The sequence below is a fragment of the Variovorax sp. GW823-FHT04F07 genome (assembly GCF_058795995.1).
This window is the reverse complement of the sequence record NZ_JBXAIG010000010.1, coordinates 87,442-99,751: the sequence shown is the minus strand read 5'-3', so window position 1 is coordinate 99,751 and position 12,310 is coordinate 87,442. Positions and strand designations below refer to the sequence as shown.

13 protein-coding genes are annotated in these 12,310 nt (G+C 68.7%); 7 read left to right on the top strand and 6 right to left on the bottom strand.

What is annotated here, in order from left to right; translation table 11 throughout:
* Positions 1 to 35 precede the first annotated feature (35 nt).
* The gene (locus tag AC1RAA_RS29945; protein WP_492732638.1) at positions 36 to 2,087 is read left to right on the top strand and encodes a prolyl oligopeptidase family serine peptidase; all 2,052 of its coding nucleotides are present in this window, start codon (positions 36 to 38) and stop codon (positions 2,085 to 2,087) included.
* On the top strand, positions 2,084 to 3,013 hold the full coding sequence (gene rocF, locus AC1RAA_RS29940; RefSeq protein WP_492732636.1) for an arginase: 930 nt from the start codon (positions 2,084 to 2,086) through the stop codon (positions 3,011 to 3,013). Before AC1RAA_RS29945 ends, rocF begins: the two co-directional genes overlap by 4 nt.
* A gap of 13 nt (positions 3,014 to 3,026) precedes the next feature.
* Here the strand turns inward: rocF and AC1RAA_RS29935 are convergent, their stop codons facing one another.
* Both AC1RAA_RS29935 and AC1RAA_RS29930 read right to left on the bottom strand, forming a co-directional pair.
* Positions 3,027 to 3,713, bottom strand: a complete 687-nt coding sequence (locus AC1RAA_RS29935; RefSeq protein ID WP_492732634.1) for a DUF2242 domain-containing protein — start codon at positions 3,711 to 3,713, stop codon at positions 3,027 to 3,029.
* A 104-nt stretch (positions 3,714 to 3,817) separates the two neighbouring features.
* Positions 3,818 to 5,092 (bottom strand): Glu/Leu/Phe/Val family dehydrogenase, encoded by a 1,275-nt coding sequence (locus tag AC1RAA_RS29930; RefSeq protein WP_492732633.1) that lies wholly within the window; start codon positions 5,090 to 5,092, stop codon positions 3,818 to 3,820.
* A gap of 252 nt (positions 5,093 to 5,344) precedes the next feature.
* On the opposite strand from AC1RAA_RS29930, the gene AC1RAA_RS29925 reads away from it, so the two are divergent.
* The gene (locus AC1RAA_RS29925; protein ID WP_095950083.1) at positions 5,345 to 5,800 is read left to right on the top strand and encodes a hypothetical protein; all 456 of its coding nucleotides are present in this window, start codon (positions 5,345 to 5,347) and stop codon (positions 5,798 to 5,800) included.
* A gap of 143 nt (positions 5,801 to 5,943) precedes the next feature.
* The gene (locus tag AC1RAA_RS29920; RefSeq protein WP_062478450.1) at positions 5,944 to 6,411 is read left to right on the top strand and encodes an Lrp/AsnC ligand binding domain-containing protein; all 468 of its coding nucleotides are present in this window, start codon (positions 5,944 to 5,946) and stop codon (positions 6,409 to 6,411) included.
* A 7-nt stretch (positions 6,412 to 6,418) separates the two neighbouring features.
* Here AC1RAA_RS29920 and AC1RAA_RS29915 read toward each other — a convergent pair whose 3' ends face one another.
* On the bottom strand, positions 6,419 to 7,120 hold the full coding sequence (locus AC1RAA_RS29915) for a YggS family pyridoxal phosphate-dependent enzyme (protein WP_492732631.1): 702 nt from the start codon (positions 7,118 to 7,120) through the stop codon (positions 6,419 to 6,421).
* 51 nt (positions 7,121 to 7,171) lie between these two features.
* Between AC1RAA_RS29915 and AC1RAA_RS29910 the strand changes: the two genes are divergently transcribed.
* The 3 genes from AC1RAA_RS29910 (at position 7,172) to AC1RAA_RS29900 (ending at position 10,359) form a co-directional block, all read left to right on the top strand.
* On the top strand, positions 7,172 to 8,215 hold the full coding sequence (locus AC1RAA_RS29910; protein WP_062482334.1) for a type IV pilus twitching motility protein PilT: 1,044 nt from the start codon (positions 7,172 to 7,174) through the stop codon (positions 8,213 to 8,215).
* 29 nt (positions 8,216 to 8,244) lie between these two features.
* The gene (locus tag AC1RAA_RS29905; protein WP_062482331.1) at positions 8,245 to 9,381 is read left to right on the top strand and encodes a PilT/PilU family type 4a pilus ATPase; all 1,137 of its coding nucleotides are present in this window, start codon (positions 8,245 to 8,247) and stop codon (positions 9,379 to 9,381) included.
* Positions 9,382 to 9,450: 69 nt separating this feature from the next.
* On the top strand, positions 9,451 to 10,359 hold the full coding sequence (locus AC1RAA_RS29900) for an NAD(P)-dependent oxidoreductase (protein WP_492732629.1): 909 nt from the start codon (positions 9,451 to 9,453) through the stop codon (positions 10,357 to 10,359).
* A gap of 30 nt (positions 10,360 to 10,389) precedes the next feature.
* Here the strand turns inward: AC1RAA_RS29900 and AC1RAA_RS29895 are convergent, their stop codons facing one another.
* From AC1RAA_RS29895 to AC1RAA_RS29885, 3 genes are all read right to left on the bottom strand, one after another.
* A complete protein-coding gene (locus AC1RAA_RS29895; protein ID WP_062482325.1) occupies positions 10,390 to 11,184 on the bottom strand; it encodes a BON domain-containing protein in 795 nt (264 codons plus the stop codon).
* The gene (locus tag AC1RAA_RS29890; RefSeq protein ID WP_062482322.1) at positions 11,181 to 11,822 is read right to left on the bottom strand and encodes an SIS domain-containing protein; all 642 of its coding nucleotides are present in this window, start codon (positions 11,820 to 11,822) and stop codon (positions 11,181 to 11,183) included. The genes AC1RAA_RS29895 and AC1RAA_RS29890 overlap by 4 nt, the downstream gene beginning before the upstream one ends.
* A gap of 86 nt (positions 11,823 to 11,908) precedes the next feature.
* On the bottom strand, positions 11,909 to 12,280 hold the full coding sequence (locus AC1RAA_RS29885) for a YraN family protein (RefSeq protein ID WP_492732627.1): 372 nt from the start codon (positions 12,278 to 12,280) through the stop codon (positions 11,909 to 11,911).
* Positions 12,281 to 12,310: the final 30 nt, after the last annotated feature.

The window sequence follows — 12,310 nt, the reverse complement described above, 5'->3', positions numbered from 1 at the left end:
CGCCGCATTCACGGGGGCTTCGTACACTGTGCCGCATGACCTCTGCGCACAACGAAGACCCCCATCTCTGGCTCGAAGACATCGACGGCGAAGCCGCTCTGGACTGGGCTCGCCAGCAGAATGCACACGCCGTTCACACCTATGCGCAGTCGCCGGCCTTCCAGGCGATCGAGCAGGGCCTGCTCGAGGTGCTCGACTCGGACGCGCGCATTCCGATGGTCAGCAAGATCGGTGCGCTGTACTACAACTTCTGGCGCGACAAGGCGCATCCCAAGGGCCTGTGGCGCCGCACCACGCTCGATGAATACCGCACGCCCGAACCCGCGTGGGAGACCGTGCTCGACCTCGATGCGCTGGCCGCGCAGGACGGCGAGAACTGGGTCTGGCACGGCGCCGACTGCCTGGAGCCCGCGTACGAACGCGGCCTCATCTCGCTGTCGCGCGGCGGCGCCGACGCCGACGTGGTGCGCGAGTTCGACCTGGTGAACCTGGCCTTCGTCGAAGGCGGCTTCGCACTGCCCGAGGCGAAGAACCACGTCACCTGGAAAGACATCGACCACCTGTACGTCGGCACCGATTTCGGCCCCGGCTCGATGACCAGCTCGAGCTACCCGCGCCTGGTGAAGGAGTGGCAACGCGGCACGCCGCTGGCCGAGGCCGTCACCGTGTACGAAGGTGCGCACGAAGACATGTCGGTGAGCGCCTGGAGCGACCACACGCCCGGCTTCGAGCGCGACTTCGTCTCGCGCCAGATCGACTTCTACGACAGCGAGACCTGGCTGCGCGCGCCCGACGGCACGCTGGCCAAGATCGACGTGCCCGACGACGCCAACACCGGCGTCACGCGCGAGTGGCTGCTGATCGAGCCGCGCGAAGACTGGAGCGTGGCCGGCCGCACCTACACCGCCGGCTCGCTGCTGGCCGCGCGCTTCGACGACTACATGGCCGGCGCGCGCGATCTCACGCTGCTGTTCGAACCCGACGACACCACCGCGCTCGACGACTACTCGTGGACGCGCCACCACCTCATCCTCAACGTGATGCACGACGTGGTGAACCGGCTGGAGGTGCTCACGCCGCCGGCGGACGGCCTGGGCGACTGGGCCCGCGACAGCCTGGGCGGCGCGCCCGCGCTCTCGTGCGTGGCGGCCGGCGGCATCGACGAGACCGAGAACGACGACTACTTCCTGACCGTGAGCGGCTTCCTGCAGCCGACCACGCTGTACATCGGCACTCTCGGCCAGGGCGAACCGCAGCCGCTGAAGCACAGCCCCGGCTTCTTCGACGCCTCGCGCTTTCGCGTGAGCCAGCATTTCGCGACCTCGGCGGACGGCACGCGCGTGCCCTACTTCGAGATCGCCGCCAAGGACCTCGTGGCCGACGGCACGAACCCCACGCTGCAGTACGCCTACGGCGGCTTCGAGATCTCGCTGGAGCCGAGCTACAGCGGCGGCATCGGCCGCGCCTGGCTCGAGCGCGGCGGCGTGTACGTGGTGGCGAACATCCGCGGCGGCGGCGAGTACGGCCCGCGCTGGCACCAGGCCGCGCTGCAGGAAAACCGCCTGCGCACCTGCGAAGACTTTGCGGCCGTGTCGCAGGACCTGTTCGCGCGCGGCATCACCTCGCCCGCGCACCTGGGCGCCATGGGCGGCAGCAACGGCGGCCTGCTCATGGGCAACATGCTCACGCTGTACCCGCAGCTGTACGGCGCCATCGTGAGCGAGGTGGCGCTGCTCGACATGAAGCGCTACACGCAGCTGTCGGCCGGCGCCTCATGGATCGCGGAGTACGGCGACCCGGAACTGCCCGACGAGTGGGAATTCATCCGGACCTTCTCGCCCTACGAGAACGCCCGGGCCGACGCGCCCTACCCGCCCGCCCTGTTCACCACCTCCACGCGCGACGACCGCGTGGGGCCCGTGCATGCGCGCAAGATGCACGCGAAGCTGCTCGCGCAAGGGCACGACAGCAGCTTCTACGAGAACATGGAAGGCGGCCACAGCGCCGCCGCGGACAACAAGGCGTCCGCCTTCATGGATGCGCTCGGCTACGCCTACCTCTGGCACCACATCGGGAGACCGACATGAACAGCAGCAGCACCGCCGCCACCACCCTCGAACTGATCGGCGCGCCGACCGACATCGGCGCCAGCGTGCGCGGCGCGGGCATGGGCCCCGACGCACTGCGCGTGGCCGGCCTGGCCGAGGCGCTCGCGGGCCAGGGCTTCACGGTGCTCGACCGCGGCAACCTCGCGGGCCCGGCCACGCCGTGGGCACCACCGGCCAACGGGCTGCGCCACCTCACCGAGGTGATCGCCTGGAACCGCTCGGTCTACGCCGCCGTCGACACCGCGCTGGGCGCCGGCCACGTGCCGGTGATGCTGGGCGGCGACCACTGCCTGGCGATCGGCTCCATCAGCGCCGTGGCCTGGCATGCGCGAAAACGCGGCAAGAAGCTGCGCGTGCTGTGGCTCGACGCGCACTCCGACGTCAACACCGAGACCACGAGCCCCAGCGGCAACCTGCACGGCATGCCGGTGTCGTGCCTGCTGGGCCACGGGCCGGCGGACCTCACGGGCTGGAGCGGCGAGCCCGCAGCGCTGGCGCACGACGCCATCCGCTTCATCGGCATCCGCAGCGTGGACGATGACGAGAAGAAGGCGATTCGCACGCTCGACCTGACCGTGTTCGACATGCGCCACATCGACGAGAACGGCATGCGCACCACCATGACCGAAGCGCTGCAGGACGTGGACGAAGACACCCACCTGCACGTGAGCTTCGACCTCGATTGCCTCGACCCGGCCGACGCGCCGGGCGTGGGCACGGGCGTGCGCGGCGGGCCGACCTACCGCGAGATGCAGCTGTGCATGGAAATGATCGCCGACACCGGACGGCTCGGCTCGGTCGACGTGGTGGAACTCAACCCCGCGCTCGACGTGCGCAACCAGACGGCCGAGGTGGCGGTGGAGCTGATCGAGAGCCTGTTCGGCAAGTCGACGCTGGTGCGCTGACTGCCGAGCCTGTTCAGCCGCGGTTGGGCGACGGCGCCACCGGGAAGGTGGTGGCTGCGGGGCGCGTGGCGGGCTTCGGTGCGTCGTCGGCCGGTGCCGCGTCCGCTGGCATGTCGGGGCCGCCGCCCTGCAGGAAGCGCTCGACCAGCGTGAAGAAGCGGTCGTAGAAACGTTCGTCCGTGAGCGTCTGGCTCGCCACCTTGACCATCGCTTCGTTGCTGCCGCCGAAGGGCAGCGAGAGCGAGCCGATGGCGCCCACGCCCAGGCTGGCCGAGTTGCTGCCCTTCTTCAGGCCGTAGCGGTCCTGCAATGCGGTCGCGAAGGCCACGGTGCTGCGTCCGCCCGAGGCGCTGCCGGCGCCCCCTTCCCGCGCGCAGACCACGCGGAACTCGACCTCGACATGCGTCTCGGCCGCGGGCTGGAAGCTCTTGCGCGCGGTCACCAGGTCGGCGTTGGCGGCCGTGACCATGTAGCCCTGGCTCAGCAGCGCGCGGCGCGCCGCCTCGCAGGTCTGGGCCTCGCTGGCGGCGTAGTTGCGCGTGTGGGTGGTGGTGGAGTCGAAGTCTTCGGGCTCGTAGGCCTGGCCCGTGCCGAAGCTGCCGCAGCCGGCCAGCAACAGGGCCGACAGCAGGCCCGGGAACAGAAACGCCGGCACGCGGGCCGGCGAAGAGAAGAAAGCAGCAGAAGAGGTCTGGGGCATGGCAGGGCGGGAAGGACACCGGATGCTAACCAACCGGCGGCTTCGCTTCGAGCCCCCGGCAGGCCGGGGGTTCCCGAAAGGCCCTGCAAGCCCCGGAGATCGCGTCAGGGGTACAGGCCGCGTTCCTGGCGCGCCATCAGGATGCGCTCGCAGGCCACCGCGTAGGTGGCGGTGCGCAGCGGGATCTTGTGCTTGTCGGCCGTGTCCCAGATCTGGTTGAGCGCGTTCATCATGATGCGGTCGAGGCGCACGTTGATCTCGTCCTCGTCCCAGAAGAAGGACGAGAAGTCCTGCACCCATTCGAAGTACGAGACCGTCACGCCGCCGGCGTTGCAGATCACGTCGGGCACGACCAGCACGCCGCGCTCGGCCAGGATGTCGTCGGCCTCGGGCACCGTCGGGCCGTTGGCGCCTTCGAGCACCAGCTTGGCGGTGGTCTTCTTGGCGCGCTCGGCCGTGAGCTGGCCTTCGAGGGCGGCCGGGATCAGGATGTCGCAGGCCACGTCCCAGAAGTCTTCGTTCGGCACGATGTCGCCGCCGGCCTTGAAGCCGACCACGCCGTCGGTGCGCGAGATGGGCACCAGCTGGGCCAGATCGAGGCCGTTGGTGTTCACGATGGTGCCGGTGTGGTCCTGCACCGCGACGATCTTGGCGCCTGCCTCGACGAAGAGTTCGGCCGCGACCGAGCCCACGTTGCCGAAGCCCTGCACCGCGATGCGCGCGCCGCGCAGGTCCATGCCCAGGCGGCGGGCCGCTTCACGGCCGGTGACGAACACGCCGCGGCCGGTGGCCTTCACGCGGCCCAGCGAGCCGCCCAGGTGCAGCGGCTTGCCGGTGACCACGCCGGTGGCGGTGCCGCCGACGTTCATCGAGTAGGTGTCCATCATCCACGCCATGATCTGCGCGTTGGTGTTCACGTCGGGCGCGGGGATGTCGGTGTGCGGGCCGATGATGATGCCGATCTCGCTGGTGTAGCGGCGCGTGACCTTCTCGAGTTCTTGCAGCGACAGCTTCTTCGGGTCGACGCGGATGCCGCCCTTGGCACCGCCGTACGGCAGGTTGACGGCCGCGGTCTTGATGGTCATCCAGGCCGACAGCGCCATCACTTCTTCCAGCGTGACGTCGGGGTGGAAGCGCACGCCGCCCTTGCCCGGGCCACGGCTCATGTTGTGCTGCACGCGGTAGCCCTCGAAGTGGGCGATGGTGCCGTTGTCCATCTCGATCGGCACGTCGACGATCAGCGCACGCTTGGGGCGCTTGAGGGTTTCGACCCAGCGCGCCAGCGGGCCGAGGTACGGCACGACGCGATCGACCTGCGACAGGTAGGTGCCCCAGGGGCTGTTGGCCGTCGGATTGACGAAGGAGAGTTTCTCGTTCATGGAAGATTCCCTTGGTTGGAATGGATGGGCGCAACGATATTCCGACTGAGGGCCGCGCGCCATGGCTTATGCATGCCGCGATGGCGGTTATGCAAGAGAAGTTGGAAGGCCCCTTGCGGTCCCTCTCGGCGCGGCCCGATGCAGGTGGATACGCACATGACAAAACCGTCATCCAGACGTTATCGGTCGCGTGGATGCGCTTCGTACAGTCGTTCTCACCAACCAAGCAACCACCTCAAGGAGTGAACGAACATGAAGCTGTCTGCCACCACCCGCCTGCTGAACACCGCCGCCGTCGCCGCCCTGCTGGGCCTGGCCGCCGCGCCGAGCTTTGCCGGCAACTACGCCGAAGGCGACCCGCGTCCCGCGCCCTTCGCGTCGTCGACGACGCGCGCCGCCGTGACGGCCGACGCCCAGCAGTGGCTGAAGACCGCGCCCACCCAGGGCTACAACGAGAACATGGGCCAGGAGCCGGTCGTGGTCTCGGCCAACAGCCGCGCCGCCGTGGCCGCCGACACGCAGCTGTGGATCCGCTCGGGCCTGGCCGCCCAGCAGTCGGGCGAAGCCGGCGCCGACACGTCGCGCCCCGGCTACCGCGAAGCCCAGGCTGCGTACACCAAGCTGCGCGAAGGCCCGGCCTACGGCGCGCTGGTCGACCAGCTCTCGGGCCGCCAGGCTGCCGCACCGGGCTCGACCACGGTGCGTTGAATGCGGTGACCCACGGCTTTCGGTAGTTCAAATGACTGCGAAAGGGTAGTCCAACGGCATTTCCTTGGTTCTATCTCCTATGGCCGTGGCAAATAGGCCGCATTTCTTGCAGTCGATCGATGTGTGCGCCGGATAATCCTCGAATGCTTGATCTGGACCGCATCGATCTGCGCCTGCTGAAGATCCTTCAGGAAGACGGCCGCATCACCAACCTCAAGCTGGCGGAGGCGGTCGCGCTTTCCCCCACCGCCGTGCTGGCGCGCGTGCAGCGCCTCACGCGCGACGGCTTCATCCTGGGCTACGAGGCCCGCCTCGACCCCTACAAGCTGGGGCGCGGCTTCACCGTGTTCGTCGAGGTCCTGCTCGACCGCACCACCGCCAACGTGTTCGACCAGTTCAAGGCCGCCGTGCAGGTGCGCGACGAGATCATGGAATGCCACATGGTCGCCGGCGGCTTCGACTACCTCCTCAAGACCCGCATGGCCGACATGGCCGCCTACCGCGAGTTCGCCGGCACCGTGCTGTGGCAGTTGCCCGGCGTGCGCGAGACGCGGACCTATGCGGTGATGGAAGAGGTCAAGAGCAGCGCGCGCTTGCCGCTCGGGGTCTGAACCGACCCTAGGCGGGCTTGCGCGCCCGCCCGCCGAAGATCGCCGTACCGACCCGCACCATCGTGCTGCCGGCGCTGACCGCCGCCTCGAGGTCCCCGCTCATGCCCAGCGAGAGCGTGTCCAGCGCGATGCCCGCCGCGCGGATCGCCTCGAACACCGCATGGGCACGCAGGCACAGTTCCCGCTGCGCCGCGAAATCCGCTGCCGGTTCGGGGATCGCCATGAGCCCGCGCAGCGTCAGTTGTGGCAAGGCCGCCACAGCGCGCGCGAGCGCCAAGGCCTCTTCCGGCGGCACGCCGGACTTGTTCGCGCCTCCGTCCACGTTGACCTGCAGGCACACCTGCAGCGGCGGCAGGTGGGCCGGGCGCTGGGCCGACAGGCGCTCGGCGATCTTCAGGCGGTCGATGCTGTGGACCCAGTCGAACTGCTCGGCCACGGGCCGCGTCTTGTTGCTCTGCAGAGGGCCGATGCAGTGCCATTCGAGCCCCGCGCGCAGGTCGGCCAGCGCGGCGATCTTGTCCAGGCCCTCCTGCACGTAGTTCTCACCGAAGGCCGCCTGGCCGGCCGCGTGCGCCTCGCGCACCGCCTCCGGCCCGAAGGTCTTGGACACCGCCAGCAGGCGCACCGCCGACGGGTCGCGCCCGGCCTGCGCACAGGCCCGGTCGATCCGGGCCCTTACTTGCTGGAGATCGTCGCCAATCATCGTCATAATCTTCCGAATTCGTATCAAAACGTCACTAAAGCCTGCCTGAGGAGCCCCGTGGACATCACCCAACTGCTGGCGTTCAGCGTCAAGAACAAAGCCTCCGACCTGCACCTGTCGGCCGGCCTGCCGCCGATGATCCGCGTGAACGGCGACGTGCGCCGCATCAACGTCGATGCGCTGGACCACAAGGCCGTGCATGCCATGGTGTACGACATCATGAGCGACACGCACCGCAAGCACTACGAAGAGTTCCTGGAGGTCGACTTCTCGTTCGAGATCGACGGCCTCGCGCGCTTCCGTGTGAACGCCTTCAACCAGGCGCGCGGTGCGGCCGCGGTGTTCCGGACCATCCCCTCGAAGATCCTCACGCTCGAGCAGCTCAACGCGCCGAAGATTTTCGGCGAACTCGCGCTCAAGCCGCGCGGCCTCGTGCTGGTGACGGGCCCCACGGGCTCGGGCAAGTCGACCACGCTGGCGGCGATGGTGAATTACCTCAACGAGAACGAGTACGGCCACATCCTCACGGTGGAAGACCCGATCGAGTTCGTGCACGAATCGAAGAAGTGCCTGATCAACCAGCGCGAAGTGGGGCCGATGACGCTGTCGTTCGCCAACGCACTGCGCTCCGCCCTGCGCGAAGACCCGGACGCCATCCTGGTGGGCGAGTTGCGCGACCTCGAAACCATTCGCCTGGCGATGACCGCGGCCGAAACGGGCCACCTGGTGTTCGGCACGCTGCACACCTCGTCGGCCGCCAAGACCATCGACCGGATCATCGACGTGTTCCCGGGCGAAGAGAAAGAAATGATCCGCGCGATGCTGTCGGAGTCTTTGCAGGCCGTGATCTCGCAGACGCTGTGCAAGACCAAGGACGGCCAGGGTCGCGTGGCGGCGCACGAGATCATGCTGGGCACGCCGGCCATCCGCAACCTGATCCGCGAGGCCAAGGTCGCGCAGATGTACTCCACCATCCAGACCGGCCAGGGCTCGGGCATGCAGACGCTCGACCAGAACCTGACAGAGCTGGTGCGCCGCAATACGATCTCTGCCGCCGAAGCGCGCGGCAAGGCCAAGATCCCAGAAAACTTCCCCGGCTGATTCGAACAGCCACCCGGAGCACAGACATCATGGAACGCGATCAAGCCAGCCAGTTCATCAACGACCTGCTCAAGCTCATGGTGAGCCGCAACGGCAGCGACCTGTTCATCACCGCCGACTTCCCGCCGGCCATCAAGGTCGACGGCAAGGTCACCAAGGTGTCGCAGCAGGCGCTGGGTGCGCAGCACACGCTGGCGCTCACGCGCTCGATCATGAACGACCGCCAGACGGCCGAGTTCGAGCGCACCAAGGAGTGCAACTTCGCGATCTCGCCGACCGGCATCGGGCGCTTTCGCGTCAACGCCTTCGTGCAGCAGGGCAAGGTCGGCATGGTGCTGCGGACCATTCCCGCCAAGCTGCCGACCATCGACGGGCTGGGCATGCCGCAGGTGCTCAAGGACGTGGCGATGACCAAGCGCGGCCTCACCATCCTGGTGGGCGCCACGGGTTCGGGCAAGTCGACCACGCTGGCCGCGATGATCGACTGGCGCAACGAGAACTCCTACGGCCACATCGTGACGGTGGAAGACCCGGTCGAGTTCGTGCACCCGCACAAGAACTGCGTGGTGACGCAGCGCGAAGTGGGCATCGACACCGACAGCTGGGAAGCCGCGCTGAAGAACACGCTGCGCCAGGCACCCGACGTGATCCTCATGGGCGAAATCCGCGACCGCGAAACGATGGAGCACGCCGTGGCCTTCGCCGAAACCGGCCACCTGTGCATGGCCACGCTGCACGCCAACAGCGCCAACCAGGCGCTGGACCGCATCATCAACTTCTTCCCCGAAGAGCGCCGCGCGCAGCTCCTGATGGACCTGTCGCTGAACCTGCGTTCGCTGGTGTCGCAGCGGCTGGTGCCCACCGAAGACGGCCAGGGCCGCGTGGCCGCCGTCGAGATCCTGCTGAACACGCCGTTGATCTCCGACCTGATCTTCAAGGGTGAGGTGGGCGAGATCAAGGAGATCATGAAGAAGAGCCGCAACCTGGGCATGCAGACCTTCGACCAGGCGCTGTTCGACCTGTTCGAGGGCAACGCGATCAACTTCGAAGAAGCGATCCGCAACGCCGACTCGGCCAACGACCTGCGCCTGCAGATCAAGCTCAACAGCCAGCGCGCGCGCAGCACCGACCTGGCGGCCGGCACCGAGCACTTCGCGATCGTCTGAGGCCGCGCCGGCCGGCGCACCGCGGGGCGCGCCGGCCTTGTTTCTTTCTTTGGCTTTAAGCTGTCGGTCATGAGCAGCATCACCCCCCGCACCTACGAATCCGTTCCCGCCCAGACGGTGGCCTTCCTCGGCCTCGGCGTCATGGGCGGGCCCATGGCCGGGCACCTGGCCAAGGCCGGCCACACGGTCACGGTCTACAACCGCACGCCCGCCAAGTCGCAGGCCTGGGTCGCCGAGTTCGGCGCCCCCGGCCGCCACGCCCCTACCCCGCGCGAAGCAGCGGCCGGCGCCGACATCGTGTTCTGCTGCGTCGGCAATGACGACGACCTGCGCTCGGTGGTGCTGGGCGACGACGGCGCCCTGGCCGGCATGAAGCCCGGCGCCGTGCTCGTGGACCACACCACGGCCTCGGCCGACGTGGCGCGCGAGCTGTCGAAGGCAGCGCAGGCGCGCGGCCTGCACTTCATCGACGCGCCCGTGTCGGGCGGCCAGGCGGGCGCGCAGAACGGCGCGCTCACCGTGATGTGCGGCGGCGACGCGGCGGTGTTCGAGCGCATCCGGCCGGTGGCCATGGCCTTCGCGCGCGCCGTCACGCTGCTGGGCGACAGCGGCGCGGGCCAGCTCGCCAAGATGGTGAACCAGATCGCGATCGCGGGGCTGGTGCAGGGCCTGTCGGAAGCCATCGCCTTCGGCCAGCGCGCCGGCCTGGACATGGACGCCGTGCTCGGCGTCATCGGCAAGGGCGCGGCCCAGAGCTGGCAGATGGACAACCGCGGCAAGACCATGATCGAAGGCAAGTTCGACTTCGGCTTTGCCGTCGACTGGATGCGCAAGGACCTGGGCCTGGTGCTCGACGAAGCCAAGCGCAATGGCGCGCGCGTGCCGGTGACGGCGCTGGTCGACCAGTTCTATGCCGACGTGCAGCAGGCCGGCGGCAGGCGCTGGGACACCTCCAGTCTCATCATCCGACTCAAATGAAAAAAGCCCGCGGAAGCGGGCTTTTTGGTTTCAGCGGACCGGCGAGGTCGTTGCACCACCGGCCGGCGCGGGCAGCGGCTCCATCGGCGGCAGCGGCACGCGCGAACCCGAGGCAGCACCCGGCGTCGATGGCGTCGCGTTGCTCACCGGTGCGGGGCCCGTGCCGCCGCGCTGCGCAGCCGACTGGTTGGCCGCTTGGCTCGCGGCTAGGTCGGCCTCGCTCACCACCTCGACCACGCGCACGACCTTCGCCACGCCCGTCACGCCGCGCGTGATCTCGGTGGCGCGGTCGGTCTCGCGGCGCGTGGCGATGCCCATCAGGTAGACCGTGCTGCGCTCGGTCACGACCTTGAAGGAGTTGGCGAAGATGTCCTTGGCGTCGAGCAGCGAGGCCTTCACCTTGCCGGTGATGTACAGGTCGTTCGAGCGGTCCTGGAAGGTGCTCGGGGCGCCGATGGTGAGTTCGTTCACCACCGAGCGCACGTTGACCACGCGGCTCACCTCGTCCTCGACGCGGCGGCGGTCGGCGTCGTTGCCGACGGCGCCGGTCAGCAGCACCTGGCGGTTGAAGCTGGTGACGCTCACGTACATGTTGTCGTTGGCGATGTCGCGCACGCGGGCCGCGGCGCGCAGCTCGATGCCCTGGTCGTCGAGCTGGGCGCCCGAGCTGCGGCGGTCGGTCGCCACCATGCCCACGCCCACCACCGCGGCGCCGCCCACGACGAGCGGCACGCAGGCGGACAGTCCGGCCACCAGGGCGGCGCCCAGGGTGAGCGCCAGAGCGAAACGTTGGGTCGAGGCCTTGGTCAGGGTCGTCATGGTCATGAGGAAACTTCCTGTTCTCCGAGTAACTGGGCATCCACGCCGTCGCACAGGCAATGCAGCGCGAGCAGGTGGATTTCGTGAATGCGCGCCGCACGCTCGTGCGGCACGCTGATCTGTACATCGGTCTCGCGCAGCGCGCGGCCGATGGCGCCGCCGGTGCCGCCGACGCCGGGCGCCGCGGTGGCCAGCCCCGTGGCGGCGTTGCCGAGCAGCGCCACCACCGTCATATCGCGCTCATGCGCGGAAAGCACGGCGGCCAGCACCGCGGACGACTGCCCGCTGGCGCTGAGCACCAGCAGCACGTCGCCGGCCTGGCCGAGCGCGCGCACCTGGCGCGCGAAGCGGTCGGCATCGGCGGCCTGCGGGCTGTCGGCCGCCGGGTCGGTGGTGTCGCCGGGCAGCGCGATGGCGCCCAGCTCGGGCCGCTCACGTTCGAAGCGGCCCACGAAGTTCGAGGCGAACTGCGCGGCCAGCAGGCCCGACACGCCGGCCCCGCAGGCCAGCACCTTGCCGCCGCTGGTCACGCAGGCCAGCAGGGCCTGCATCGCTTGAGAGATGGGTTTGCTGAGGACCGGGCCGGTCTGGTATTTGAGGTCGGCACTGTCGATGAAGTGCTGCTGAATCCGTTGCTCGAGCATGGGGCGCGATGATAACTGGGGGTCGTGAAACAAGACGTGTGAGTGGTGGAGCCTTCAGCAAGGCTTCAGTTCCCTTTCGGGGCGCGTCAGCCGGCGTCGAAGGCGGCTTTCAGCCAAGTGATTTTCTCCTCGATCAGCACCACATCGAAACGGCACGGCGGCAGCGACCGCAACCGGCCCAGGTAATGCCGCGCGGCCAGCACGATGCGCTGCTGCTTGCCCGCCGTGATGCTGCCGCCCGCTCCGCCATGCGAGGCCGCGCTGCGCTGGCGCACCTCGACGAACACCAGCGTGCCGTCGCGCGGATCGCGCAAGATCAGGTCGACCTCGCCGCCGCCACGCCCCGGCGTCCGATAATTGCGCGCGACCGGCACGAGGCCGGCCTGGCGCAGGTGGTCGAGCGCGGCGTCTTCCGCCGCATCGCCGCGATGCTTCGTCGTCGTGGTGCTTGTCGTCATGGCTCCCTGCCCTGTTCTTGTTTTCGCTGC